23 protein-coding genes are annotated in these 26,598 nt (G+C 68.6%); 12 read left to right on the forward strand and 11 right to left on the reverse strand.

Features of this window, described 5'->3' with window-relative positions; translation table 11 throughout:
* Positions 1 to 45: 45 nt before the first annotated feature.
* On the reverse strand, positions 46 to 1,104 hold the full coding sequence (locus C0R07_RS07410; protein ID WP_070472083.1) for a CDP-glycerol glycerophosphotransferase family protein: 1,059 nt from the start codon (positions 1,102 to 1,104) through the stop codon (positions 46 to 48).
* On the opposite strand from C0R07_RS07410, the gene C0R07_RS07415 reads away from it, so the two are divergent.
* Positions 1,103 to 1,921, forward strand: coding sequence for a glycosyltransferase family 2 protein (locus C0R07_RS07415; protein WP_070472087.1), 819 nt, complete (start codon positions 1,103 to 1,105; stop codon positions 1,919 to 1,921). The genes C0R07_RS07410 and C0R07_RS07415 overlap by 2 nt on opposite strands.
* Here the strand turns inward: C0R07_RS07415 and C0R07_RS07420 are convergent.
* The 5 genes from C0R07_RS07420 to def all read right to left on the reverse strand — a co-directional run bounded on the left by C0R07_RS07420 (position 1,906) and on the right by def (position 7,953).
* The gene (locus C0R07_RS07420) at positions 1,906 to 3,213 is read right to left on the reverse strand and encodes an O-antigen ligase family protein (protein ID WP_083298769.1); all 1,308 of its coding nucleotides are present in this window, start codon (positions 3,211 to 3,213) and stop codon (positions 1,906 to 1,908) included. The two genes, C0R07_RS07415 and C0R07_RS07420, sit on opposite strands and share 16 nt — an antisense overlap.
* 111 nt (positions 3,214 to 3,324) lie before the next feature.
* On the reverse strand, positions 3,325 to 5,046 hold the full coding sequence (locus tag C0R07_RS07425; RefSeq protein ID WP_102788575.1) for an ArnT family glycosyltransferase: 1,722 nt from the start codon (positions 5,044 to 5,046) through the stop codon (positions 3,325 to 3,327).
* A 26-nt stretch (positions 5,047 to 5,072) separates the two neighbouring features.
* Positions 5,073 to 6,416 carry a 16S rRNA (cytosine(967)-C(5))-methyltransferase RsmB gene (rsmB, locus tag C0R07_RS07430; protein WP_102788735.1) on the reverse strand — a complete coding sequence of 448 codons (1,344 nt, stop codon included), beginning with the start codon at positions 6,414 to 6,416 and terminating at the stop codon, positions 5,073 to 5,075.
* Between the two features lies 1 nt (position 6,417).
* The gene (fmt, locus tag C0R07_RS07435) at positions 6,418 to 7,341 is read right to left on the reverse strand and encodes a methionyl-tRNA formyltransferase (protein ID WP_102788576.1); all 924 of its coding nucleotides are present in this window, start codon (positions 7,339 to 7,341) and stop codon (positions 6,418 to 6,420) included.
* A 99-nt stretch (positions 7,342 to 7,440) separates the two neighbouring features.
* Positions 7,441 to 7,953, reverse strand: a complete 513-nt coding sequence (gene def, locus C0R07_RS07440) for a peptide deformylase (protein ID WP_019183586.1) — start codon at positions 7,951 to 7,953, stop codon at positions 7,441 to 7,443.
* 126 nt (positions 7,954 to 8,079) lie between these two features.
* Between def and C0R07_RS07445 the strand changes: the two genes are divergently transcribed.
* From C0R07_RS07445 to C0R07_RS07485, 9 genes are all read left to right on the forward strand, one after another.
* On the forward strand, positions 8,080 to 9,210 hold the full coding sequence (locus tag C0R07_RS07445) for a LysM peptidoglycan-binding domain-containing protein (protein WP_019183585.1): 1,131 nt from the start codon (positions 8,080 to 8,082) through the stop codon (positions 9,208 to 9,210).
* Positions 9,211 to 9,284: 74 nt separating this feature from the next.
* A complete protein-coding gene (gene dprA / locus C0R07_RS07450; RefSeq protein WP_102788577.1) occupies positions 9,285 to 10,424 on the forward strand; it encodes a DNA-processing protein DprA in 1,140 nt (379 codons plus the stop codon).
* A gap of 42 nt (positions 10,425 to 10,466) precedes the next feature.
* Positions 10,467 to 10,940, forward strand: coding sequence for a DUF494 family protein (locus tag C0R07_RS07455; protein WP_019183583.1), 474 nt, complete (start codon positions 10,467 to 10,469; stop codon positions 10,938 to 10,940).
* Between the two features lie 38 nt (positions 10,941 to 10,978).
* Entirely contained in the window at positions 10,979 to 11,725 is a 747-nt protein-coding gene (locus C0R07_RS07460; protein WP_102788578.1) for a pilin, read from the forward strand.
* A 45-nt stretch (positions 11,726 to 11,770) separates the two neighbouring features.
* Positions 11,771 to 12,679: an RDD family protein gene (locus C0R07_RS07465; RefSeq protein WP_102788579.1), complete on the forward strand. Its 909-nt coding sequence runs from the start codon at positions 11,771 to 11,773 to the stop codon at positions 12,677 to 12,679.
* 194 nt (positions 12,680 to 12,873) lie between these two features.
* Positions 12,874 to 15,372 (forward strand): DNA topoisomerase I, encoded by a 2,499-nt coding sequence (locus tag C0R07_RS07470; protein WP_046272835.1) that lies wholly within the window; start codon positions 12,874 to 12,876, stop codon positions 15,370 to 15,372.
* 102 nt (positions 15,373 to 15,474) lie between these two features.
* The gene (locus C0R07_RS07475) at positions 15,475 to 16,035 is read left to right on the forward strand and encodes a Sua5/YciO/YrdC/YwlC family protein (RefSeq protein WP_102788580.1); all 561 of its coding nucleotides are present in this window, start codon (positions 15,475 to 15,477) and stop codon (positions 16,033 to 16,035) included.
* Positions 16,036 to 16,078: 43 nt separating this feature from the next.
* Complete coding sequence (locus tag C0R07_RS07480; RefSeq protein ID WP_070472111.1) at positions 16,079 to 16,882, forward strand: DUF4124 domain-containing protein; 804 nt, start codon at positions 16,079 to 16,081, stop codon at positions 16,880 to 16,882.
* A 25-nt stretch (positions 16,883 to 16,907) separates the two neighbouring features.
* Positions 16,908 to 17,561, forward strand: coding sequence for a DUF4124 domain-containing protein (locus tag C0R07_RS07485; protein WP_070472113.1), 654 nt, complete (start codon positions 16,908 to 16,910; stop codon positions 17,559 to 17,561).
* 112 nt (positions 17,562 to 17,673) lie between these two features.
* Here C0R07_RS07485 and C0R07_RS07490 read toward each other — a convergent pair whose 3' ends face one another.
* Positions 17,674 to 18,450 carry an SDR family oxidoreductase gene (locus tag C0R07_RS07490; RefSeq protein ID WP_019183576.1) on the reverse strand — a complete coding sequence of 259 codons (777 nt, stop codon included), beginning with the start codon at positions 18,448 to 18,450 and terminating at the stop codon, positions 17,674 to 17,676.
* Positions 18,451 to 18,604: 154 nt separating this feature from the next.
* Here C0R07_RS07490 and C0R07_RS07495 point away from each other — a divergent pair, with 154 nt between their 5' ends.
* The gene (locus tag C0R07_RS07495; RefSeq protein WP_102788581.1) at positions 18,605 to 18,841 is read left to right on the forward strand and encodes a hypothetical protein; all 237 of its coding nucleotides are present in this window, start codon (positions 18,605 to 18,607) and stop codon (positions 18,839 to 18,841) included.
* A 73-nt stretch (positions 18,842 to 18,914) separates the two neighbouring features.
* On the opposite strand, the gene sppA is transcribed toward C0R07_RS07495, so the two are convergent.
* The 4 genes from sppA to C0R07_RS07515 form a co-directional block, all read right to left on the reverse strand.
* Complete coding sequence (gene sppA, locus C0R07_RS07500) at positions 18,915 to 20,822, reverse strand: signal peptide peptidase SppA (protein WP_102788582.1); 1,908 nt, start codon at positions 20,820 to 20,822, stop codon at positions 18,915 to 18,917.
* Positions 20,823 to 20,897: 75 nt separating this feature from the next.
* Positions 20,898 to 22,262 (reverse strand): MATE family efflux transporter, encoded by a 1,365-nt coding sequence (locus tag C0R07_RS07505; protein WP_102788583.1) that lies wholly within the window; start codon positions 22,260 to 22,262, stop codon positions 20,898 to 20,900.
* Between the two features lie 119 nt (positions 22,263 to 22,381).
* Positions 22,382 to 22,945 (reverse strand): DUF3106 domain-containing protein, encoded by a 564-nt coding sequence (locus C0R07_RS07510; RefSeq protein ID WP_070472118.1) that lies wholly within the window; start codon positions 22,943 to 22,945, stop codon positions 22,382 to 22,384.
* Complete coding sequence (locus tag C0R07_RS07515; protein WP_102788584.1) at positions 22,938 to 23,942, reverse strand: hypothetical protein; 1,005 nt, start codon at positions 23,940 to 23,942, stop codon at positions 22,938 to 22,940. Before C0R07_RS07515 ends, C0R07_RS07510 begins: the two co-directional genes overlap by 8 nt.
* A gap of 437 nt (positions 23,943 to 24,379) precedes the next feature.
* Between C0R07_RS07515 and C0R07_RS07520 the strand changes: the two genes are divergently transcribed.
* Positions 24,380 to 26,560 carry a primosomal protein N' gene (locus C0R07_RS07520; RefSeq protein WP_102788736.1) on the forward strand — a complete coding sequence of 727 codons (2,181 nt, stop codon included), beginning with the start codon at positions 24,380 to 24,382 and terminating at the stop codon, positions 26,558 to 26,560.
* The last annotated feature ends 38 nt before the right edge of the window (positions 26,561 to 26,598 follow it).

Consider the following 26,598-nt stretch of genomic DNA (forward strand, 5'->3'; position numbering starts at 1 on the left):
GCTGGCCGGCTCCTCGCCATCCCGGCAGGCATCGCAAACCCTGCCTTACCGCTTCGCCGGTCCCCAATACCCGAGATCCCTGCGGATCTGCAGGCCGCGCGTCCACGCACCGAACGGTTTGCGCTTGAGCGTGCCGAGTTCGCCGGACAGGAAATCCTCGGTCGCGGCGATAACCCGCTCGGAGGAATAGCCATCGCGGAACGGGTGGATGGTATCGGCGTAGCGCCGGATCTCGGCCATCAACGCCGGCGCCGGATCCAACGCCTGGGCCAGCATCGCGGGCAGCTGCGTGGCGTCGTCGAAATCGATCATGTGTGGCTGCGGCACCCGGTTGCGGAAGGTGACCACGGGTTTGTGCTGCACGATGAACTCGGACACGATCGAGGAGGTGTCCGAGACCAGCACATCGGCGGCGCGCTGCGCGGCCATCACCTGTTCGGGCTCGATGAAGCGCGCATGCGGGCCAGCCAGCGCGCGGTAGCGATCGAACAGCTCCGGCGCGCACTTGGGGTGCAGGGTCAGCAGCCAGTAGTGATCGCCGCGGGCGATGTCGGCCGCGATCTGGTCGTACAGGTGTGGCGCCGCGCTCAAGCGCTCGGTGAAGGTCGAACCGAACAGGATCACCGGGCGGCCCTGGGCCGGCACGCGCAATCCCGCGCTCAGGCCGCCGTCATCGCGGAACAGCGGGTCCAGCTTGGGCCAGCCGGTCTCGGCCACGGCGAAGTGGCCCTCGCGCGCGGCCAGCTCGCGGAACGGGGCGGTCGTGGCCGGGCCCTGGGTGCAGTACAGATCGAACAGTCCCCGCACCCGGAAGTGGCCACGGGCGCTGTCGCGCTTCTGCACGTTGAAACCGTGGAACACCTGCACCTTGGCCCCGGCGATGAACGGCGGCACCCAGTTGGCGGCACTGAACACCGCACGTGGGCGCAGCGCCAGCGCCTCTTTCAGGCCGACGTTGGGCACGCCGGGCAGCGATGCGCCGGCGGCGCCATCGGCGAACCAGGCCGACACCGATTGACCGGATGCGTGCAACGCCTGCGCCAGAGGGGCGAGAATGGGCAGCGCATAACGCTCCGTCGCAAACAGCAGGTACTCGGCCATCATGTCCTCCTCGACCGCTCCCACTGAACGGCCTCGCATTTCGGCCTGCATTATCGCGTTCAATGAAGCCGACCGCATCGGCGACTGTCTGGCCTCATTGGCCTTCTGCGACGAGATCGTCGTGGTGGACTCGCAATCGACCGACGCCACGGTGGCGATCGCGACGGCGGCCGGGGCGCGGGCGCTGCAGCGCCGGTTCGATGGGTTCCGCAGCCAGAAGGCGTTCTGCGTCGAGCAGGCCACCCACGACTGGGTGCTGTGCCTGGATGCCGACGAGCGCATCAGCGACGCCCTGCGCGAGGCGATCCTGACCGCGCAGGCTGCCGGCTTCGCCGGCCACCACGGCTACCGTTTCGCGCGGTTGTCCGCGTATTTCGGCAAGTTCCTGAAGCATGGCAATGCCTACCCGGACCGGGTCCTGCGCCTGTTCGACCGCCGCCATGGCGGCTGGCGCGGCAAGCGCGAGATCCATGAGGCGGCCAGCGTGGATGGCGCGGTGGGCACCCTGCGTGGTGATCTGATCCATTACCCCTACCGCTCGCTGGAACAGCAGCTGCTCAAGACCCAGCGCTACGCGCGGATGATGGCCGAGCACGAGTTCGCGCGGGGCAAGCGCGCCACCCTGCCCAAGCTGATCCTGGCGCCGGCGTGGCGGTTCTGGCGCGGGCTGCTGCTGCGCGGCGGCTTCCGCGATGGCTGGCACGGGCTGGTCTACGCCTATGTGCGCGCCAACTACGTGCGCCAGAAGACCATCATGCTGTGGATGCTGCAGAACGGGCAGCCGGTCACCGACCCGCCGCGGAATCAGCCCGACGCCTGAGCCTGGGCCTGGGCCCGCGCCAACGCCAGGCGCCGGGTATTGCCCTGGACGATCGACAACCCGGCCAGCAGGCCGACGATGGTGACGTAGAAGCTGGCCGTGATCTGGTGCGCGAACATCGACTGGGTGATCCCGCACAGCACATAGGTCACCACCACCATGATCCCGGCGGCGGCCGGGCCACGGAAGGTCTGCTCGCCGCTGCGCCGGTGCAGACCGGTGAACACCCACAGCGGCACGCCATAGATCGCCAGCAGCAACAGCAGGCCCGGGGCGCCCTGGGTCGCGGCCCATTCGGCCAGATCGTTGTGCGCATGGCCCAGGTGGCAGCGCTGCTCACTCGGATCATCCCTGCACACCGGCAGGCGCTGCATGGCGCTGTCGAAATGGCCGATGCCCACCCCCGTCAGGGGATGGTCGAGGAAGGTTTCATAGGCCACCTGCAGCCGCTCCACGCGCGCTCCGGCGGACGAGTCGCTGTCGCCGCGCTCCATCCGCACCACGTCGTGCTTGAGCTCGGTCAGGCGGACCTGTTCGCGCAGGCTCGGGATGGTCAGGGTCAAGGTGCCGGCGATCGCCACCAGTGCCAGCAGCACGCCCAGGCGCGCACGCCCGGTGCGCCAGCGCAGGCTCATCGCCATCACCACCAGGAGCGCCAGCAGCGCCAGCCAGACGCCGCGGCTGCCGCTGAGCACGATGGTCACGCAGCCGGCGACCATGCCCACGATCACCCAGGTCCAGCGCTGGTGTGGCCGGCAGAAGACCAGCAGCACCATCAGCACCAGCACGATGTCGGCCAGCACGATCGCATTGGTGCTCAGGTCGGCACGCGGCGCGCCCCCGGCCACCTGCAGGATCGACAGCACCATCGTGCCGAGCAGGCCGGCCAGGGCACCTGCCCACAGCCAGCGGATATCCGGCCGCAAGGCACACACCCACAAGGCGATCCACGGGATCACGACGAACCGCGACCGGTTGTCGATATCGCGCAGCCCCTGCTCGAACAGATGGATCGAGAGCAGCGCGAAGGCGATCGCGGCCACCACCAGCCAGGCCAGCACTTTCACCGGCCGCCCGGCCAGGCCACGCGCGCGCCACAGGTAGTCCGGCGCCAGCAGCGTGCTCAGCAGCAGAAGGATGCCGTACGGCAGCAGGTTCTGCGGCAGGGTCAGCACCAGGGCGGGCATGCAGAACAGGCCCACGGTGGCGATCCAGTGCGCCACGCCGGCACGCCCCTGCAGCGGCGGCAGGGAAACAGGCGTGGCCGGCTCGGATCCACGGGAAAACATCATTGCCAACCTCGATCGCCACACGCAGGCACGCAGGCCCGTGACTGCACTGGACGCGACCGGCGCCCACGGTCCTGCGGTTCCCGCCCGGGCAGGCCGCCAGCAGTGCAGACCTCACTCATCGCCATCGATCCGGTGCAGCGCGCGTTCGCGCTCCTGCTCTTCGGCGCTGGCCACGCAGGGCCCATGGATATCGCCCGGCCTCACCAACCACCAACGGCGACGGTTGGCAACCCCGGCCAGTTCGGCGCTGGTGCGGTCCACGCAGGCCAGCAGCGCGTCTTCCTGCACCAGCAGCCAGCGCTGCTGCGGCTGGGCCGCCTGCCAGGCGACACCATCGACCAACTGCCGGTCCCAGCGTCGGTTGAAACCGAAGGTGGCGGCGTCCCGGTCGGCCATCAGCAGATTCTGCTCTTTCCAGGCGACCAGGCCCAGTTCGGCGTCTGGACCGATGCGCTGGCCGACCTGCTGCATCAGGCCGCGGGCGGAACTGGAGTCGTTGAACAGCGGGTAGCCGATCAGCCCGAATGCGACCCAGGCCATGGTCAGCGTCGCCACCACGGCCAGGTGGAAGCGGCGCACGCCGGCGATGCACAGGGTGAGCACGGCCCAGCAGCCGAGTGCGACCGCGACCCAGCCCAGGCCGGAGGTCACCGCGGTATCGATGCCACGGTCGAGGATCAGTTTGCGTTCGAAGCCCGGCTGCCCGACCAGCATGGACATGCCGATGCCGAGCAGGCCGGCCGCCAGCAGGGCCACGAAGCCGCCCAGCAGCCACTGGAACGCACGCTTGCGCAGCAGCCCCGGCAGCAGCGGTGCCAGCGCCAGGCAGAACATCGGCAGCGCCGGCAGGATGTAGACGTCGCGCTTGCCGTTGGGGATCGAGAAGAACAGCACGATCAACAGCCACCACACCAGCGGCAGCAGGTAGCGCGCATCGCGCCGCTGCAGGCGCCGGCGCCAGGCCGGGATCGCCCACGGAATCGCCAGGAAGCCGGGGATCCACATCGAGGGCATCGTGCCCAGGAAGTACCACCACGGCTGGTGGTGATCCCAGGACTGGGCATAGCGTTTGGCGGTCTGCCGGAACAGGATGTCGTCCAGGTAGGCCCGGTACTCGGCCGAGCCACTGCCCAGCGCGGTCACCACCATCGGCACCAGCCACAGCGCGATCGCCAGCACGAACGCCAGCGGGCCTAGCCAGAAACGCCAGTCGCGGCAGTGCAGCTTGACCCGCGGCCAGCCGAGTACGGAGGCCACCGCCGCCGGAAGGATCATCAGCAGTGCAATCACGCCCACGCCCTTGGTGATCACCCCGAGCCCGGCGGCGAACCAGCCCAGCCACCACCAGCGCCACGCAGGGCCACTGAGCAGATGGCGCAGCAGGCCGTAGTTGGCCAAGGTGATGAAGAACACCACCAGCGGGTCGATCTGGGCCTTCTTGGACTGGAAGGTGAAGTGCAGCGCGAACAGCAGCGCCCAGGCGGCATACAGACCGACCCGCCGCGTCCACAGCCGGCGGCCAAGGTCGTAGACACAGGCCAGCGTACCCAGCGCGGCCAGCAGCGAGGGCAGCAGGAACGCCACGCGCCAATCACCGATCAGCGAATACAGCGCAGCCTGCGACCACATCAGCATCGGTGGCTTGTCCGAATACAGCTCGGTGCCCCGGTGCGGGAACAACCAGTCGCCGCTGTCCACCATCTGCTTGGCGACCAGTGCGAAGCGGGGCTCGTCGGACGGCCACGGATCACGCATGCCCAGGCCTGCCCCCAGCACCAGCAGGGCCATCAGGGCAAGCAGCCAGAACTCTCGGGATGCGCGGTTTTTAAGCATGGGGCGGGATTCTAGCCGGGTTCGGATCAACCCTTCTTTAGCAGACGCGCATAGAAGAAGCCGTCAGCACCGTCCTCACCGGGCAGGCGCTGGCGCCCGGCCCAGGAATCGTGGCCATACGCGTCACCCAACGGCAGGAAGCCCGCATCACGCGTGCGCTGCAGGAAGGCCTCGACCTGGAATTGATTTTCATCGCGCAGGATCGAGCATGTCGCATACAGCAGGGTTCCGCCCGGCGTGAGCATCGACCAGCACGCATCCAACAGGCGTGCCTGCAGGGCGATCAGTGCCTCGATGTCGGTGGGCCGGCGGTGCACCAGCACGTCCGGCTGGCGGCGGATGATACCGGTGGCCGAACAGGGGGCGTCGAGCAGGATGGTGTCGAACAACTGCCCATCCCACCAACTGGCCGGCGCAGCCGCATCGCCGGCCAGCACCTTCGCGTTCTGGCCCACGCCGGTGCGCGCGAAGGTGTCGCTGATGCGCTTGAGCCGGCGCGCATCGATATCCAACGCCGACAGCTGCAGGGTCGGATCGCGCTCCAGCAGATGGGCCGCCTTGCCGCCCGGTGCGGCGCAGGCATCAAGCACCCGCGAACCCGGGCGCGGCGCCAGCGCATCGGCCACCTGCTGGGCAGACAGATCCTGCACCGACAACGCACCATCAGCGAACCCGGGCAGCGCCGAAACTGCGACCGGCACCGGCAGGCGGATCGCATCGGCCCCCACGCTCGATGCTTCGGCGGCGATACCGGCGGCCTCCAACTGCTGCAGCATCGCGTCACGACTGCTGTGCTGGCGGTTGACCCGCAGCCACAGCGGCGCGGCCTGCAGGCTGGCGCTGAACACGGCTTCGGCCTCGTCCGGCCAATCCTGTTCGATCTTCTCGGCCATCCACAGCGGGAAGGCGTCGCGCGCGGGCAGCGGCGGAATGCCTTCGCGCTGGGCGCGGCGCAGCAGTGCATTGACCATGCCGGCCTGGCGATCACGGCCCATCGCGCGCGCGGCGTCGACCGTGGCCGAGAGCGCGGCGTGCGCCGGCAGTTCCAGCGCGTCCAGCTGGGCGAAGCCGACCAGCAGCAGCGCGCGCAGCTCGTCTTCGCGCACGCTCAGCGGCCGCGGCATCCACTGCGCCAGCGCCGCGTCATAGGCCGCGCGGCGGCGCAGCACGGCAAAGCACAGCGCCTCCAGCAGCGCGCGGTCGCGGCTGTCGTCCAGGGTCGGCAACGCGGTGGCCAGCTCGGCCTTGAGCGAGCGGCCGCGGCCGATCACCTGGGCCAGCACGCGCGCGGCCAGCACACGGGTGGGTACCCCGGGGGCGGTATGGGCGGTGTACGCGCCAGCAGGCTTGGCGGGACGGGGCGTCGTCATCTCAGGCACCTGCCACGAGGTCGCGGCGGGCATTGAGGTAATCGGCGGCGGTGATCGCCTTGCCGCCCTCGCGCTGCAGCACGCGCAGGCGCAGCGCGCCGTGACCGCAGGCGATGTCGATGCCCTCGCGCGAGGCGGCCAGCAGCGTGCCCGGCGCCTTGCCCTGGTTGTCATCCAGCGCGATCGCACCATGGATGCGTACACGCTCGCCGACCAGCATCGCCTCGGCGACCGGCCACGGATTGAACGCACGCACGGTGCGCGCCAGCGCGTCGGCGTCCTGCGCCCAGTCCAGACGGGCTTCGGCCTTGTCGAGCTTGTGCGCATAGGTCACGCCCGCCTCGGGCTGCGGCTGGGCGATCGGCTTGATGCCCGCGCGCAGCAGGCCCAGGCCGTCGGAGAGCACCTGCGCGCCCAGCTCGGCCAGGCGGTCGTGCAACTGGCCGCCGGTATCGTTGGCACCGATCGCGATGTGCTGCTTGAGCAGCACCGGGCCGGTATCCAGTCCCGCCTCCATCTGCATCAGGCACACGCCGGTCTCGGCGTCGCCCGCCTGGATCGCACGCTGGATCGGCGCGGCACCGCGCCAGCGCGGCAGCAGCGAGGCGTGCACGTTCCAGCACCCGTGGGTCGGGATGGTCAGCACCGCCTTGGGCAGGATCAGCCCGTAGGCCACCACGACCATCAGGTCCGGCGCCAGATCGCGCAGCTGCTGCTGCGCTTCGGGGGTCTTCAGGCTTTCCGGCTGGAACACCGGGATGCCGCGCGCGATCGCTTCGAGCTTGACCGGCGACGGTGCCAAGCCACGGCCACGGCCGGCCGGGCGATCGGGCTGCGTGTACACCGCGACCACTTCATGGTGGCGGGCGGCGGCACGCAGCGAGGACACGGCGAACGCCGGCGTACCGGCAAAGACAATCTTCATGGCGACCCCACTAACAGAAAGTAAAACGGCGCCGGTGTCCGGCGCCGCGCAACAGGACCCGTCGCGCGGTCAGCCCGCGCGGCGGTCTCTGCCCTCACCTCAGGCAACGTGCTTGCGCTGCTTGGCCAGCTTCTTGCGCACCATCTCGCGCTTGAGCGGGGAGAGGTAATCAATGAACAGCTTGCCGTCCAGGTGGTCCATCTCGTGCTGCACGCACACGGCAAGCACGCCGTCGGTGGTCAGTTCCTGGGCCACGCCATGGCGGTCCAGGTAACGCACGGTGATCTGGTTGGCGCGGGTGACGTCGGCAAAGATGCCCGGCACCGACAGGCAGCCTTCCTGGTAGACCTGGCCGCCTTCGTTGGCGACGATTTCAGGATTGATGAACACCATCGGGGTGTCCTTCTCCTCACTGACATCGATCACCATGAAGCGCTTGTGCACGTCCACCTGGCTGGCGGCCAGGCCGATGCCCGGGGCGTCGTACATGGTCTGGAACATGTCGTCGATCAGGGTCTGGAACGCCGGCGTGGTCACGTCGGCGGCATCGATCAACGCAGCCTTGGTACGCAGGCGCGGATCGGGAAATTCGAGAATGGGCAGGAGGGCCATGGCAAATACCGGTAGGGGGCGCCGGTCGAAGCGGCGTACAGGGCGATTCTATCGCCAACGCTTGCCCCGCGCCCCGGTTTCTGGACTATAGTGCGCGAACCTGTTGGGGAATCAGGCACCACATCTATGTTTGAACGAACTCGTACGGTCGTCGCCGTGGCGATGCTGACCGTTGCTACCTATGCTACCGCCGTGGAAATGAATGGCGGGCACCCGGATACCTATGTCGTGCGCAAAGGGGACACGCTGTGGGATATCTCGGCGCGCTTCCTGCAGAAGCCCTGGCTATGGCCGGAGATCTGGCAGGCCAACCCGCAGGTCAAGAATCCACACCTGATCTACCCGGGTGACGTGCTCAGCCTGGCCTATCTGGACCGCGTCGTGGCCCAGCCCGGCCCGCGCCAGGAGGCCCCGATCAACGGCGTACCGCTGGAGCAGGTCGAGCCGTTCCTGAAGCAGCTGAGCGTGGTCGACGAGGTCAAGTCGCTGCCGTATGTGGTCAACCTGGAAGACAACCGCCTGCGTGCCACCACCGGGCAGACCGCCTATGTGCGGGGCCTGGAGAACGCCCAGGTCGGCCAGCGCTACGCGGTGGTCCGCCCGACCGTGCAGTACGCCCTGCCCAAGCCGACCGAAGACCTGAACGCCCGCGGCGACACCACGCCCGGCAGCGGCAATGTCTGGAAAGCCTTCATCGTGCCCAGCAAGCGCCACCAGACGCTGGGCTACGAACTGGCCCAGATCAACGTCGGCACGGTGAGCCGCGTGCAGAGCGGCGATGTCGAGGTGACCTCGCTGGTGCTGCAGGGCCAGGTCGACGGCCGCGAAGTGCGCGCCGGTGATCGCCTGGTGCCGGTCGAAGCCCGCCCGTACGATCTGCAGTTCGTGCCGCACGTGCCCGCCCCGCAGACCGCCGATCTGGATGTGCGCGTCCTGGCGGTGGCCGACACCTTCACCTCGGGCGGTCCGCGCGATGTGATCGCGATCTCCGCCGGCAGCGCCAACGGGGTCGACAACGGCACCGTGTTCTCGCTGTGGCGCCAGGGCCGTCACGTCGCCCACCGGATGGACTACCCGAACTCGTCGCGGATGGACGATTCGCTGACCAGCGGTGCCGGCCGGGTCACCCTGCCGGACGAGTACGCCGCCCACGCGATGGTGTTCCGCACCTTCGAGAACGTCAGCTACGCGCTGGTGATGGAAGGCGTGAAGCCGGTCCACGTCGGCTATTCGGCACTGCATCCCGATAAGCAGTAAGCGCGGCGGAATCCTACCCTGCCCTCCGACGGCGCCCTAGGGCGCCGTCGTCGTTTGCGCCTCAGGGTAAGCGGATGCCCATCTGCTGCCCTGCCTCCTCCACCGCCCTGCTCACCGTCGTCCTCGCCGGAGGCGCCCTGCCGCCCCGCCTGCGCCTGCTGCGCCAGTTCCCGGACGCGGCCGCGGCGCTGCGCGCCGGTCCGGGCGCCTGGCGCGCCGCCGGATGCAGCCCCGCGCAACGCGCCCGCTTGGCCTTGCCGGACGAAGGCTATCTGGCCCACGGCCTGGCCTGGCTGGCAGACGAACGCCACCACCTGCTGGCCCTCACCGATCCCGATTACCCGGCGCTGCTGGCCCAGATCGAGGAACCGCCCGTGGCGTTGTTCGTGGACGGAGACCCGACGCGCCTGTGGCATCCGGCGGTGGCGGTGGTCGGCAGCCGCTCGCCCTCCCCCGGCGGCCGCGAGCACGCGCACGCCTTCGCCACCGCGCTGGCCGGCGATGGCTGGTCGATCATCAGCGGCCTGGCGACCGGGGTCGATGCCCAGGCCCATGAGGGCGCCCTGCAGGTCGCCCGGGGCATGACCGTGGCCGTGGTGGCCACCGGTCTGGACCAGACCTACCCGCCCCGGCATGCCGCCCTGCATGAACGGATTGCCGCCACCGGCGCGGTGGTCAGCGAATACGCGCCCGGGATGCCGGCGAGCCAGGCGCACTTCCCCGCACGCAACCGCATCATCGCCGGCCTCAGCCTGGGCACCCTGGTCATCGAGGCCGCCCAGCGCTCGGGGGCCCTGATCACGGCCCGCTGCGCCGCCGAGGCGGGCCGCGAGGTGTTCGCCCTACCCGGCTCGATCCGCAACCCACGGGCCCGCGGCTGCCACCGGCTGATCCGGCAGGGTGCGGCGCTGGTCGAGGAGCCGGCGGAGGTGACCGCCGGCCTGACCGCCCTGGCCCAGACCCTGGCCGGGGCCTTGCGAACCCGATTGGACGCCCCCACTGAACAGGCACGACCGGCGCCCGAGCGCGCCCCTTCCTACACCGACCCGGACTACCAGTGCTTGTGGAAAGCCCTGGATCACGACCCAACGGGTATGGATTCACTGATCCAGCGCAGCGGATTGACGGCGGCCCAGCTGTCGGCCATGCTGCTGGTCATGGAACTGGATGGAAAGGTAATGGCCGCCCATGGTCGCTACTGTCGAAAACCCTAGTTTCTTCACCTCCACAGCGTCGTTGACGCAGGCCGAGGGGCAATGAAAGAGAGCATTCTGGATGTCCTGCTGTACCTGTTCGAACACTATTTCAGCGAAGACGCGGACCTCATCCGCGACCGCGACTCCCTCCAGAACGGCCTGATCCAGGCCGGCTTCAGCCCCACCGAGATCAACAAAGCCTTCGATTGGCTGGACGCGCTCGCCGAGCAGCGCCCGGCCGTCGTGCTGGGCCGTGTCAACGGCCCGGTGCGGATCTTCCATGGCCCCGAGCTGGACAAGCTGGACGTGGAAAGCCGCGGTTTCCTGATGTTCCTGGAGCAGCACGGGATTCTCGACGCCAGCCAGCGCGAGCTGGTACTGGACCGTGCGATGGCGCTGGACCAGGACGAGCTGGACCTGGACGACCTCAAGTGGGTCGTGCTGATGGTGCTGTTCAACCAGCCCGGGGCAGAGGCTGCCTACGCCTGGATGGAAACCCAGATGTTCGTGGACGAGCCGGAACCGCTTCACTGACCTTACACTGAGCGCCTTGCGCATTCAGGAGCGGGCCGGTGGACCAGTGGTTCTTTGCAGAAGGAAACAGTCAGCAGCGCGGTCCGCTGCCTGCTGACGAGCTGATCGCGCTTTACCGTTCCAGCCGCATCGGGCGCGATACGCTGGTCTGGCGCGACGGCATGGTCCAGTGGCAGCCGCTGGAAACCGTGGCGGCCGAGATCGGCCTGGACATCGCCCCCGCCGTCGAGGTGGTGGCAGAGCCGGTTCCCGGCCCCGCCGTGCCACCGGCGCTGCCCGCCGCGCCCGGCGTTCCCGTCACCCCCGTGTCCCCCGCCAACCCCGCCGCCGTTCCCCCACCCCGCAAGGGATTGAGCGGGTGCGCGATCGTGGGCATCGTTGCGGCCGTGATCGTGGTGCTGGTGCTGATCGTCGGCGCGGTCCTCGCCTCGTTTGCGCTGCCCGCCTATCGGGACTATGTGGCGCGGGCCAAAACCAGTGAAGCACTGGTGACGCTGGCCCCGGTCAAGCTCGCGGTGGCCGGGTTCCACAGCGCACATGGCCGCTGCCCGGTCAACGATGACGAGGGCTTCCAGCCGGCCGAAGGCTATGCCGACGGTGCCATCAGCACCGTGCGGATCGGCCGTTTCAACAACGGCCACTGCGGCGTGGAAGCCCAGCTCACCGTGCCCGGCAACGCCGCGCTGGATGGGAAGCTGCTGTGGTTGGACTACAACGGCGCCGATCATTGGGAATGCAGCGGCGAGCCCGATGACAAGTACCTGCCGCAGGAATGCCGCGGCTGATAACGGACACACGTCCATGGATGCACCCAACAGGGGATTGAAGCAATGACTGAGTGGTATTTCGCCGATGGCCAGGACCGACAGGGTCCGTTGAGCGCAGACGACATGCGCCAGCGCTTCCAGCGCGGTGACATCACCCTGGCCACGCTGGTGTGGCGGGAAGGGTTCGCGCAGTGGGCGCCCCTGTCCGAGGCCGTCGAAGAGCTGCAGCTGCAGAACCTGGCCTCTGCGGCCAGCAACCTCGGCAGCGGCATCGACCTGCGCGGGGATTACACCGCCATCGACAACGGCACCGCCCCGCTGCCCGGCACCGGCGGTGGCACTTACTCGCCGTACACCGCGTCGGCCGCGGCCACCGGCTACGCCAACGCCGCGGTGGTCAACGGCCAGGACGTGGTCTATGCCGGGTTCTGGAAACGCTACGCCGCCTACTTCATCGATTACATCCTGCTCACCGTGGTCACCCTGCCGCTGAGCATGATCATCAACCTGACGGGTGCCGGCTCGGGCAACGAAAGCGTGCAGGTCGCGCTGACCCTGGTGGTGATGCTGCTCAGCATGGTCATCAGCATCGGCTACTACGCCGGCTTCCACGCCTCGCGCGGCGGCGCCACGCTGGGCAAGATGGCCGTCGGCATCAAGGTCGTGCGCGGCAACGGCGAGCGGATCAGCTTCCTGCGCGCGTTCTGCCGCTACCTGGCGACCATCGTCAGCAGCCTGATCCTGATGATCGGTTTCATCATGGCGGCCTTCACCGAGCGCAAGCAGGCCCTGCACGACATGATGTGCGACACCCTGGTGGTCGACAAGTGGGCCTTCACCGAGCATCCCGAGCTGCAGCAGCGCGGCCTGGGCACGGTCACCATCGTGATCCTGGTGCTCGCCGCGCTGGCCATGGTGGCCCTGTTCGGCGTGATGATCGCCATGATCGGCGTGATCGCATCGATGTCCTGATCCGGGCAATCCTCACACCGGGCCGCTTGACATGAGCCGGCCCGGCGTGATTCCACTAATAGGCAGAAAGCTGAACGCCCGGCCCACCCCCGGGCGTTCGGTTTATGTATATCGCCCGCGCCGCTTCACTAATGCGGCCATTTGCTCCACCCTAGCGGCCCTCCCCGGGGCCCTGCCCATAGAATCCTGACGCCATGCCCAAGCACCTGCTCATCGTCGAATCGCCCGCCAAGGCCAAGACGATCAACAAATACCTCGGCAAGGACTTCACCGTCCTGGCCTCGTATGGGCATGTGCGCGACCTGGTGCCCAAGGAAGGTGCGGTCGACCCCGACAACAACTTCGCGATGCGCTACGACCTCATCGAGAAGAACGAAAAGCACGTCGATGCCATCGTCAAAGCCGCCAAGGGCGCCGACGACATCTTCCTGGCGACCGATCCGGATCGCGAGGGGGAAGCGATCAGCTGGCACATCGCTGAAATCCTGCGCGAGCGCGGCTTGGTCAAGGACAAGCCGATGCAGCGCGTGGTCTTCACCGAGATCACCCCGCGCGCCATCAAGGAAGCGATGGGCCACCCGCGCGAGATCGCCGGCGACCTGGTCGATGCGCAGCAGGCACGCCGCGCGCTGGACTACCTGGTCGGTTTCAACCTCTCCCCGGTGCTGTGGCGCAAGGTGCAGCGCGGCCTGTCCGCCGGCCGCGTGCAGAGCCCGGCGCTGCGCATGATCGTCGAGCGCGAAGAAGAGATCGAAGCCTTCATCGCCCGCGAGTACTGGAGCATCGATGCGCTGTGCGCGCATCCTTCGCAGCACTTCAATGCGCGCCTGATCAAGCTGGACGGCCAGAAGTTCGAACAGTTCACCGTGACCGACGGCGACACCGCCGAGGCCGCGCGCATGCGCATCCAGCAGGCCGCCCAGGGCGCCCTGCACGTCACCGACGTGGTCAGCAAGGAGCGCAAGCGCCGCCCGGCCCCGCCGTTCACCACCTCCACCCTGCAGCAGGAAGCCTCGCGCAAGCTCGGCTTCACCACGCGCAAGACCATGCAGGTCGCGCAGAAGCTGTATGAAGGCGTGGCGATCGGTGAGGAAGAAGGCACGGTCGGCCTGATCTCGTACATGCGTACCGACTCGGTGAACCTCTCCCAGGACGCGCTGGCCGAGATCCGCGACGTGATCGCGCGCGACTTCGGCATCGCCTCGCTGCCGGACCAGCCCAACACCTACCAGACCAAATCCAAGAACGCCCAGGAAGCGCACGAAGCCGTGCGTCCGACCTCGGCGCTGCGCACCCCTGCCCAGGTGGCGCGCTTCCTCACCGACGACGAGCGCAAGCTGTACGAGCTGATCTGGAAGCGCGCCGTCGCCTGCCAGATGATCCCGGCCACGCTCAATACCGTCAGCGTGGACCTGTCGGCCGGCAGCGAGCACGTGTTCCGCGCCAGCGGCACCACCGTGGTCGTGCCCGGCTTCCTGGCCGTGTACGAGGAAGGCAAGGACAACAAGAGTGCCGAGGACGACGATGAAGGCCGCAAGCTGCCGGCGATGAAGCCCGGCGACCGCGTGCCACTCGAGCGCATCCTGGCCGAACAGCACTTCACCCAGCCGCCGCCGCGCTTCACCGAAGCGGCGTTGGTCAAGGCGCTCGAAGAATATGGCATCGGCCGCCCCTCGACCTACGCCTCGATCATCCAGACCCTGCTGTTCCGCAAGTACGTGGAGATGGAAGGCCGCAGCTTCCGCCCGTCCGACGTGGGCCGCGCGGTCTCCAAGTTCCTGTCCAGCCATTTCACCCAGTACGTGGATTACGACTTCACCGCCAAGCTCGAAGATGAGCTCGATGCGGTGTCGCGTGGCGAGGAAGACTGGATCCCGCTGATGGCGCGCTTCTGGGAACCGTTCCACAAGCTGGTCGGCGAGAAGAACGAATCGGTCGACCGCGCCGAGGCCAGTGGCGCGCGCGAGCTCGGCACCGACCCCAAGACCGGCAAGCCGGTCAGCGTGCGCCTGGGCCGCTTCGGGCCCTACGCGGCGATCGGCAGTACCGCCGAAGATGCCGAGGACAAGCCGAAGTTCGCCTCGCTGCGCCCCGGCCAGTCGATGCACACCATCTCCCTGGAAGACGCGCTGGAGCTGTTCCTGATGCCGCGTGCGCTCGGCCAGGACAAGGATGAGGACGTCAGCGTCGGCATCGGTCGCTTCGGTCCGTTCGCCAAGCGCGGCAGCACCTATGCCTCGCTGAAGAAGGAAGACGACCCGTACACGATCGACCTGGCCCGCGCCGTGTTCCTGATCGAAGAGAAGGAAGAGATCGCGCGCAACCGGATCATCAAGGAATTCGAGGGCAGCGAGATCCAGGTGCTGAACGGTCGCTTCGGCCCGTACATCAGCGACGGCAAGATGAACGGCAAGATCCCGAAGGATCGCGAGCCGGCCTCGCTGACCCTGGCCGAGGTGCAGAAGCTGATGGAAGAAACCGGCAAGCCGGTGCGCAAGGGCTTCGGCAAAAAGGCCGCCAAGAAGGTCGTGGCCAAGAAGGCACCGGCCAAGAAAGCCGCTGCCGGTGAAGCGACCAAGAAAACCGCAACCAAGAAGGCGGTGAAGAAGGTCGCCAAGAAGGCCACGGCGAAGAAGGCGACCAAGAAGGTGGCCAAGAAAGCCGTGAAGAAGGCGGTCAAAAAGGCCTCCTGACCCCCTCGGGCAGGTCACGTCACGTGAACCTGCCTGTGGCCGGGTTGACCCCTCCCGCCACGGCGGGAGGATAATGCGGGCCATGCATCCGGCCTGCCTGCCATGAACGAACTCACTGTGGACACTGCCCTGCCCGTGCTGCGCGCTGGCGGGGTGATCGCCTATCCCACCGAAGCGGTCTGGGGCCTGGGCTGCGACCCCGCGCACGAGGCGGCCGTGATGAAGCTGCTGCAGCTCAAGCAGCGGCCGGTCGAAAAAGGCATGATCCTCGTCGCCGCCGATCCGGCCCAGCTGGAAGGGTGGGTGCGGATGGACGTCCTGCCCCTGGAGCGCCAAAGCGCGGTGCTGGCCAGCTGGCCCGGCGCCAATACCTGGATCCTGCCCGCCGGCGTTCGCGCGCCGCGCTGGATCACCGGCGAACACAGCGGCATCGCCGTACGGATCAGCGCCCACCCGCTGGTCGCCGCGCTCTGCCGTGCCTGGGGCGGGCCGCTGGTCTCCACCAGTGCCAACCTTGCCGGCGAGCCGCCGGCACGCACGCGTGCCGAGCTGGACCCGCGCCTGCTGGCCCTGCTCGATGGCCTGATCGATGGCCAGACCGGTGGCCTGGCACAGCCCACGCCGATCCGCGATGCGCTCAGCGGCCAGGTGTTGCGCAGCTGAGCCGCCTTTTGCGCGCAGGCAGGCAAACCCGCACACTGGCTGCATGATCCTGCGCCCTGCCCTGTGGTTGGCCCTGCTCGCACTGGTGGGCCCTGTGCTGCCCGCTGCGGCGCAGAACGACAACGTACGCATCTATCGCTGCGTTGGCAGCAACGGCGCCGTCTCGCTGCAGGATGCCCCGTGCCGCGAGGGCCGACAGCAGGTCCGCGACCTGCAGCGCCCACGCGACCCGGCCCCGCAGGTCGTTCGCAGCGACCGCGCGCCCGAGCCGACGCCTGCGCCGCGCGCGCCCGAGCGCGAGGTGCGGTATGTGCACGTGCAGCCGCCGCAGCCGATGTACGAATGCACCACCAGCGAGGGCGACAGCTACGTCAGCGACAGCAATGAAGGCAATCCGCGCTGGGTGCCGATCTGGACCGAGGCCTATCTGCCGTATCCGCCTGGCCCGAGGCCGCCCTCGGGCAGCCATCCACCCTCACGGCCGTTGCCACCGATCATGCCGATGGGCAGCGGCTCGGTGCGCAGCAGTGGAGGCTCGCTCTCCGTCAGTGGCGGCGGCTCACGGGTCGGCGGCAGCATCAACATCGGTGGTGGCAGCTCGCAGTGGGAAGGCGGTGGCTATCCGTACCCGGGCGTGGGGAACAGCGTGGTGGTACCGGCCGGCAACGTGCTGGTGCGCGATGAATGTCATGCCCTGCCCGCGCAGGAGGTCTGCTCGCGGTTGAAAGACCGGCGCTGGGACCTGATCCGCCGCTACAACAGTGCGCTGCAGAGCGAGCGTGACGCGCTGACCCGCGAGCAGCGCGGGATCGATGCGCGCCTGGACCAGGACTGCGGCGGCCACTGAGCGCGCTGCGCTCTACACTGATGCGATGAAACGACGGTTCCTGCTGCCCCTGCTGTTCGTGTCCTTGCCCGCTGCGGCAGACGAGGCGGTGTTCTTCCGCTGCACCGATGCAGGCGGCAACCTCACCATCCAGAGCGTGGCCTGTCCCGCCGGCAGCGAACAGCGCATCCAGCGGATCAGCGCGCCGGTGCGTGGCGCCGCCGTGGCCGAGGCAGCGCCGTCCGTGCCCACCACCGCGCACACCATGCCACCGCTGCCGCAGGCGGGCGATGAGGACAGTGGCCTGCTCGACAGTGCAGCCCTGCGCCCGCAACCGCCGGCGGCCGAGCACGACGCTGCAGGGCCGCCCAAGCCGCCGCTGCCGGACATCTACCAATGCATCTCCGCAGAAGGTGTTCGTTACCTGCATGAGCGCGAACCGGCCCCGTCACGGTGCGAATCGCTGGCCCTGACCGGGCTGGGTGGCAGCCAGGCACCAGGCAATGCGGCCAGCTGCGAAGTGGTCCGCGATGCCTGCGAGCCGGTGGCCGAGGCGCAGCGCTGCAGCAGCTGGCAGCAGCGCTTCCGCGACGCGCGCGGCCGCGAGCGCTTTGCTGCGCCGGAGAATCAGGCCGCTGCAACCGCCGAGCGCGCGCGCCTGGAAGCGGTGCTGGCCGACAGCGATTGCCCGGTCCCGTGACCCGGTTTGCCCGCGTCGTGACTGGATTGACCGTGCGCCATGACCGCGTGCTGCCGCGCACCCTGTGAGCTGCCACGCACTGTGTGATCGGTAGTGCCGGCCGCTGGCCGGCTCAGAACCCGTAGCGCAGGAACCCGCCATCCACCGCGATGCACTCACCGGTGACGTAGCTGGAGGCCGGCAGGCACAGGAAGCCGACGGCGGCAGCGACTTCTTCGGGCTCGCCGATGCGCCGCATCGGGGTGCGGTCGATCACCTGCTCGTAGTAATCCGGATCCGACAACGGCCCTGAGGTCCGCCGGGTGCGGATGTACCACGGCGCCACCGCGTTGACGCGGATGCCGTCCTCGGCCCACTCCACGGCCAGGTTGCGGGTCATCTGGTGCATGGCGGCCTTGGTCATACCGTACACCGCGCCGCTGCGTACGTGGGTCAGGCCGGAGACGCTGCCGACGTTGACGATGGCCGAAGCCGCATGCCGCGCCAGCAGCGGGTGCGCGTAGCGCGACAGCTCGAAGGCCGAGAACAGGTTGGTCTCGAAGATCCCGCGCCATTCGTCCTCGGTGTATTCGGTGGCCGGCTTGCTGATGTTGCCGCCGGCGTTGTTGACCAGGATGTGCAGCCCATCGCTGTGGTCTTCTACCCAGTCCAGGATCTCGCGGCGGTCTTCGTCATCGGAGACGTCGGCGGCCAGGCCGTGGATCTCACGGTCCGGGAAGGCATCGGCGAGCTCGTCGCGCGCCATCTCCAGCGCATCGGCATCACGGCCCACGATCAGCAGGTCCGCACCGAAGCCCAGCAGTTCGCGCGCGATCGCCAAGCCGATGCCGGCGCTGGCGCCGGTGATCAATGCGGTCTGTCCATCCAGTCGCCAACGTTGCGCGCTCACGTGCCTCTCCTGCGGTAATCCATGGAATGCGGCACCGGTCGTGCTGCCCGGATAGGATAACGCGCGATGGCCGGCACGCCGGGCGCCATCACGCGCGGGGCGCGAGGCGGTGGGACACTGGTCCTCTGCCACCGGCTCACCGAGGGAGGTTGCCATGACGATCCGTACTGCCCTGCCGCTGCTCGCGATGCTCGCGCTGAGCGCCTGCAACCGCCCGGTGCCCCCGGCACCGGACACACCGCCGGAACCGCAGGCGACCGCACTGCGCGATGCGATCCACGATCCGATCGACGGCGCCAAGGGCGTGGGCGATACGTTGCAGAAGACCGCCGACGCTCAAGCCGCCGAGGTGGACCGCGCTACCGGCGAGGCGCCACCGCCCAGCCCCTGACCCCATCGGCCGGATGGCAGAACGCCCGGCACAGGCCGGGCGTTCGGGTGTCACACAGAACCGCTGAAGCCGCTTACAGCCCGCAGAAGCAGTACACCAGCGTCTTGACCGGCGCGGCGTTGTTGCGCGGGTCACGCGCGGCCTCTTCGACAAAGCGCAGCTGGGTGTCCAGCTCCGGCATCGAACGGGCCAGCATCAGCCGGGCCATGCCCGATTCGCCCAGCATCCAGGCACCGGCATGGCTGTTGGCGAAGCCGCTGAGGAACTGCGCGAACGGCGTGGCCGCCTTCTCGATGTAACGCACGCGGAACTTGCCGGCCTCGCCGAGCTTGGCACGGCTGGCGGCATCGGCCACCGCGGCCTTCAAGCCACCGAAGTCATCCACCAGGCCGCGTTCCTTGGCCTGCGCACCGCTCCACACCCGACCGCGGGCGACTTCATCGACCGCTTCCACCGGCTTGTTGCGCGCGGCGGCGACCTTGCCGGTGAAATCGGCGTAGCCCTTGTTGATCACCGACTGGATCACCTGGCCCACGGCCGGATCCATCGGGCGGGTGATGTCGAACGCACCGGCGAAACGGGTGGTGCCCACGCCGTCGGTATGCACGCCGATCTTGTCCAGCGAGCGCGCCACGTTCGGGATCATGCCGAAGATGCCGATGGAACCGGTGATCGTGGAGGGATCGGCGTAGATGCGATCAGCGTTCATGCTGATCCAGTAACCGCCCGAGGCAGCCAGGTCGCCCATCGAGACCACCACCGGCTTGCCGGCTTCCTTCAGCGCGACCACTTCGCGGCGGATCTGTTCGGAGGCGAACACTTCACCACCCGGCGAGCTCACGCGCAGCACCACGGCCTTCACGTCCTTGTCGTCGCGCGCTTCGCGCAGCAGCGCCGAGGTCGACTCGCCACCGATGCGGCCGGCCGGCAGATCGCCACCGGAGATTTCACCGGACGCCACGATCACCGCCACCTGCGGACGCGAATCCACCGGCGAGCGACGGCCGTCCAGCACGCTCAGGTAGGCGTCGAGATTGACGTTGCGGTAGCCACCGTCGGCGTCATCGTCGGCGATGCCACGCTCGGTCAGCAGGGTGTCCACTTCCTCGCGCGTCTTCAGGCCGTCCACCAGCTTCTGCTGCAGGGCGAACTTGGCCAGGTCGCCACCGGCGGCAGCGATCCCTTCGGGCATGGTGTCGATGCCGGCGGCCAGCTGTGCCGGATCGAGCTTGCGTGCCTTGGCGATGTCGGACAGGTAGCGCTGCCACACATCGTTCATCCAGAACAGATCGGCTTCCTTGGCCTGCGGCGAGGCGGCATCGAGCACATACGGCTCGGCGGCCGACTTGTACTCGCCCACCTTGAACAGGTGCACGTCCACGCCCAGCTTGTCCTGCAGGCCGGTGCGGAAATACTGGCGGTAGCGGCCCAGGCCCTCGAGCACCACGCCGCCCATCGGGTCCAGGTAGACCTCATCGGCCTGCGAAGCGAGCAGGTACTGCGACTGGCTCATGTTCTCGCTGAAGGCCACCACCTGCTTGCCGGCGGCGCGCAGCTCCTGCAGCGCGACGGTCACTTCGCGCATGGAAGCGAAGCCGCTCGGCTGCAGCTTGTCCAGCTCCAGCACCACGCGCTCGATCTTCTTGTCGGTCTTTGCTGCCTCCAACGCGCGGATCAGATCGCGCAGCTGGATCTCATCGGCGTCTTTGTCACCCACTGCCTTGCCCAGCGCGCGGCTGACCGGATCGGCGCTGAACTGCTCGACCAGCCGGCCTTCCGGTGCGATCACCAGGGTCGTGCGGTCCTGCAGCGAGGCCTTGGAGGTCGCGTTCTTGCCCATCGCGACGATGAACAGGATCAGGATCAGGAACAGCAGGCCGAAGAACACCAGGTTGAGGATCAGCCGGCGGGTAAAGTTCATCACATCCCACAGCCCGATGAAGAAGCTGGCGACGGGATTGCGACGCGCGGGTTGGTTCATGGGGGTAACTCCAGAGTGGCTTCTTGCCGTGGTGCCAGAATAGCCGGTGCCGGGCGCGCCGGCATCGGACACAAGTCAGGGTGTCGAAGGGAGACCGGCGCGGGCGCTGCTCACGCGCAGGCGCCAGCCCATCAGGATCGCGGCGGCGGTCGGGCCCAGGATGAGGCCCAGCCACATGCCCTGCGGGCCCATGCCCAGGCCGAGCCCCAGCCCGGCGCCAAGCGGCATGCCCAGGCCCCAGTACGAGAACATGGCGATGAACATCGGCACGCGGGTGTCCTTCAGCCCGCGCAATGCGCCGGCCGAGAGCACCTGGATGCCATCCGGGAACTGGAACGCCGCCGCGTACAGCAACAGCGTCGAGGCCAGTGCGGCCACGCCCATGTCGGCCGTGTAGACGCCGACGATGGCGTCATGGCCAAACAGCAGCACCAGCGCGGACAACGTCTGCGTGCCGAGGATGATCACGAGCCCGGCGATCGCCGCGCGGCGCACGCCCAGCCCGTTGCCGCTGCCGACCGCATGGCCGACCCGTACCGTGGTGGCCTCGGCCACGCCCATCGGGATCATGAAGCACAGCTGCGCGACGTTGATGGCGATCTGGTGCGAGGCGGCTTCGGTGGCGCCGAGACGACCGATCAGCAGCGCGGTGACGATGAACAACCCACCTTCCATCAGCACGGTGATGCCGATCGGCAGGCCGGTCCGCAGCAGGTCCCAGATCGCCGACCAGCGCGGCGCTTCGAGATGCGAAAACAGCTGCAGGTGGGCGAAACGCTTGGTCTTCCACAGATAACCGGCAAAGCACAGCGCCTGCAGCCACATCATGATCGCCGAGGCCATGCCCAGGCCTTCGGCGCCCAGCTCGGGGAAGCCGAGCTTGCCGTAACACAGCACATAGCCCAGCGGCGCGAGCACCAGCAGGCCGCCAAAGCCGAGCAGCATCGTCGGCAGCGTCCAGTGCATGCCTTCGCTGAGGTAGCGCATGCAGAAGTACAGGGTCAGCGCCGGCCCGCCCCAGCGCACCGCGTGCAGGAACGCGGTTGCGCCCGGCACGATGTCCGGCGCGATGCCGAACGCGGGAAGCAGCGGCGGCACCACCGTGAGGAAGGTGAACATGATCAGGCCCAGGCCGAGCGCCAGCCACAGGGCCTGGCGGAACAGCGGGCCGATCTCGCGCTCGCGGCCGGCGCCATGCAGCTGCGACACCGAAGCGGTCAGCGAAATCAGCGTGCCGATCGGGATCAGCATCGGCAGCCACAGCAGCGCCGTACCGATGGTGACGGCGGCGAGCGTGTGGGTGCCGTGGTGACCGGCGATCACGTTGTCGACGAAGGAAATCAGGCCGGTGGAGACGTGGCCCAGAACCAGCGGCAGCGCGAGCAGACCGGTGGCGCGCACTTCCCGGGAGAGGCGCGGCGTGGAGGAAGCGGTAGACATGGGAGTCACAGACGGCAACTACGGTCGCGCGCGGAGGGCACAGGCACCGGGTTGCGGCCCGCCATCTTACGCGCGCGGCCGGGGAAAAGCCGCGCTTTCAGGTAAACGGGCCGAAGCCGTCAGTGGCCCACGTTCTCGCGCAGCCAGCTGTCCCGTGCGGCCGGCGCCACGCCAAGGAATTCGGCGCGCACGCGGTCGCGGTCCTGCGGTGGAGTGCGCTGGGCGACCAGGGTCAGCTGGGTGAGCTGGGAGGGCGTGAGCTGGCGCAGCACCGCCAGCGCGGTGGGGCGCTGCTCGGCCGGCAGATACCCGAACAGGCCCTGCAGCTTGGTGAACTCATGCCCGAGCTGTGGGCCAAGCAGCCAGCCGTCGCGGAAGCGCTGGTCCTGTTCGGCGAAGCGCTGGCGAAGCGCCTGCTGCTGGGCCGGCGGCAGGGCCGCCACGCGCGCCGCCGCGGCGCGGACACGGGCACGCTCGCTTTCGGTCATGGCCTGCCAGGCGGCATAGCGGCTGCGCAGCTCGCGCAGCTGGGCCGGATCCAGCGCCGCAGGCGTGGCCGGGATCGCCGGGGCGGTGGCACTGGCAGGCGCGGGCACCGCCAGCGGCACTTCGACCCGGTTGGGGGCGGCGATGGCCGCACTGGACAGCCCAAGGGCGATCAGCAGGAAGGCAGGCTTACTCATCGGCGGCAGCCGTCTCCAGGCCGGCGGTGGCGGGTTCGGGGCGGCTCGGCTGGGCCTGCGATTCGTCGACCGGGACCGGGCCGCCGGCGGCGAACCAGGCGTACAGATCGGCATCGCGGGCGGTCGGCAGATCCGGATCGGCCAGCATCGCCGCATCGCTGGCGGCGTACGGCGAGGCAGCCGGGGCCACGCTCGGCAGATCGTCAGCCGGGAGCGCTTCAACCTTCACCGGGCCCGCATCGGCAACCGCGCCTTCGGGGGTATCCATCACGGGGTCGCCAGCCTGGCGGGCGTGTTTCCACCAGGTGGCACCGCCCAGCAGCACGCCGACGGTCACGGCCACGATCAGCACGCCCTTCCATGGGAAACGGCGGCCGCGTTGGCGCCTGACCGGGCGGCGCTGGGCGGGGGCATCGGACTTGGCCGGGGTGCGCCAGGACGCTGCGTCCGATGGCTGGCTGGCCGGGGCGGCCACGGGTTGCTGCAGCCGCTGCAGACGGCTGGCGGGCAGATCCCGGATGCGCAGCTGGACCTGCTCGGCCAGGGCGCGCCAGCCAGCGGCATCGGGATTGCCATGGGCATCGCGCGGGCAGGCATCGGCCAGGGCGTGCTGGTAGTCGGCCATCGGCAGATCCAGGACCTGTGCGGCAGCGGCTTCATCCAGCCCACCGCCGATCCGCAGCACGAACGCCAGCCGTGCCGGCGGGGCCAGCCCGGCCAGATGCGCCAGCGGCGCCGGCCACTGGCCTGCGGCCGGGTCCCGCAACGGTGCGCGGTGCACCAGCAGCGACCAGAACCGCTCTGGCCACTGGGCCATGGGCAGGTCGCTGGCGATCCCGGCAAAGGCGCGCATGACCGCGACCAGGGCCTGCTCGGCCACGGTCGGGTCGCCGCACTGCAGCTCGGCCACGACCAGGGCCCGGCGTTCAACGCCACGAAGAAATGCCGACAGCGCGCCGGCTGCGGTAGAGGAAACAGGGGCGGGCGCAGCCGTCATAGCAACTCCATCATTGTGGGGAAATGATAGCGATTGCGTCACTGCTGCGGCGCGCAGATGTTCATTTCCTGTGAGCGGCCACGGTCTGCAAAGCGTTCTGGTGGAAAAGGTTGTGCACAGCACCACGAAAAACCGGGGTAGAACCGCAGGTGAGGCCCACGTCAAGTCTGTTTCAACTTTGTTTCACAGCTATCTTGTTGTTTTTATTGATCATTGTTTCTTGGCTATTTTTTGACCAACCTAAGGAGAACATCGGAAGTTCCTGACGCAAGGCGGTCACATACGCAATGGCACACAGACTTATCCACAGAAGATGTGGATAAGCCTGAATCTCCAATCAAGTCGGATATTTAGGTGGGATTTATGATTCGGCGCGCACCTGGTTGAGACGGTGAATGGGCGTGATCCGGGTCCACCTGCCCCGCTACACTGGCCCGATGACCTCCTCGTCTTCGACCCTGCGCGTCGCCCTGCCGGTGCCGCTGCCGCAACTGTTCGACTACGCCCCGCCGCCCGGGCCGGTCCCGGACCCGGGAATGACCGGGCAACGGGTACGGGTGCCGTTCGGCTCCCGCGAGCTGGTGGGGGTGGTGGCCGGGATCGGCCAGGTGGAGGATCCCGGCAGCCTGCGCGCGGCGATCGAGTGGATCGACACCACGCCGCTGCTGACCGGCGAGCTGTGGCGCTCGCTGCAGTGGCTGGCGCGCTACACCCATGCGCCGCTGGGCGAGGTGATCAGCACGGGCCTGCCCGGCCCGCTGCGACGCGGTGAAGCAGTGCCGGACACCCATCAGTGGGGCTGGCAGCTCACCGACGCCGGGCACGACCCGCAGCCGAAGTTGCGCAACGGCACGCGCCCGCAGCGATTGGCCGAGTGCCTGGCCGAGGGTGTGGTGAACGAAGACCGCCTGGATACGTTGATGGACGACTGGCGCAGCGCCGCCCGCTCGCTGGCCAAGCGCGGGCTGGTTGAACGGATCGCGCTGGCCCATTCGCCGGCCGTGGCCTCGCCCGCGGGCGGCCCCGCGCCCAACGCCGAACAGGCCGACGCGATCGCCGCGATCACCGCCGCCGACGGCTTTGCCGCCTACCTGCTGGATGGCGTCACCGGCAGTGGCAAGACCGAGGTCTACCTGCAGGCGATCGTGGCGTGCCTTGCGCGTGGCAAGCAGGCGCTGGTGCTGGTGCCGGAGATCGGGCTGACCCCACAGACGCTGTCGCGCTTCCGCAACCGCCTGGGCATACCGGTGCATGTGCTGCACTCGGGCCTGAACGACAACGAGCGTGCCCGCGTGTGGGCGGCTGCCGCGCGGGGTGAAGCGCAGGTCATCGTCGGCACGCGCTCGGCGGTGTTCACCCCGCTGCCGAATGCGGGCCTGATCGTGATCGACGAAGAGCACGACGGCAGCTACAAGCAACAGGACGGCATCCGCTACCACGCGCGGGATTTCGCGCTGGTGCGCGCCAAGGCACTGGACGTGGCGGTGGTGCTCGGCAGTGCCACGCCGTCGCTGGAATCGCTGCACAACGCGCATGCCGGCCGTTACACCCACCTGCGCCTGAAGCAGCGCGCCGGCGCCGCGCGCCCGCCGGTGGTGCGCGTGCTCGATGTGCGCAAACGACCGTTGCGCGATGGGCTCTCGCCGGAAGTACTGGCCGGCATCACCCAGCATCTGCAGGCCGGGCACCAGGTGCTGGTGTTCAAGAACCGCCGCGGTTATGCGCCCGTGCTGCTCTGCCATGACTGTGGCTGGACCGCGCCGTGCCAGCGCTGCGATGCGCCGATGACCGTGCATGCCGGTGGCCGGCGCCTGCAATGCCACCATTGTGGTGCGCGCCAGTCCGCGCCGCTGGCGTGCCCGGACTGCGGCAGCCTGGCGCTGCAGCCGCAGGGCATCGGTACCGAACGGCTGGAAGAACATCTGGTCGAGGCCTTCCCGGAGTTCCCGGTGATCCGCATCGACCGCGGCACCACCGGCAAGCGCGATGCGCTGGAAACCCAGCTGGCCTTGCTGGGCGATCGCGCGGGGATTCTGGTCGGCACGCAGATCCTGGCCAAGGGTCACGACCTGCCGAAGCTGACCCTGGTGGTAGTGGTCGGCATCGATGAAGGTCTGTTCTCGGCCGACTTCCGCGCCAGTGAAAAGCTCGCCCAGCAGTTGATCCAGGTCGCCGGCCGCGCCGGGCGTGCGGTGGATGCCGGCGAGGTCTGGCTGCAGACCCACCACCCGGGGCATCCCCTGCTGGAGACGCTGGTCAACGGCGGCTACCACGCCTTTGCCGATGCGGAGCTTCAGCAGCGCGAGGCGGCCGGTTTCCCGCCGTTCGCGCACCTGGCGCTGCTGCGTGCCGAAGCGCAGCAGGTGGAGCATGCCAACGCGATGCTCAGTGCGGTGCGCGCGTTGATTCCCGACGATGCCGCGGTGGAACGCTACGGCCCGATGCCGGCACCGATGCCCCGCCGCGCCGGCTACCAGCGCACCCAGCTGCTGCTGTCCTCACCCGCGCGACGCCCACTGCATGGCGTGCTGGACCAGGTGACGCCGCAGATCTCCGCGCTGCCGCAGGCTCGCAGGGTGCGCTGGTCGCTGGATGTGGATCCGATGGATCTGTACTAGGCCGGCATGTGCTGACCGTTTGTCGGCACGAGGTAGTG

It is taken from the genome of Stenotrophomonas bentonitica (assembly GCF_002887735.1).
Classification (GTDB): Bacteria; Pseudomonadota; Gammaproteobacteria; order Xanthomonadales; family Xanthomonadaceae; genus Stenotrophomonas; species Stenotrophomonas bentonitica_A.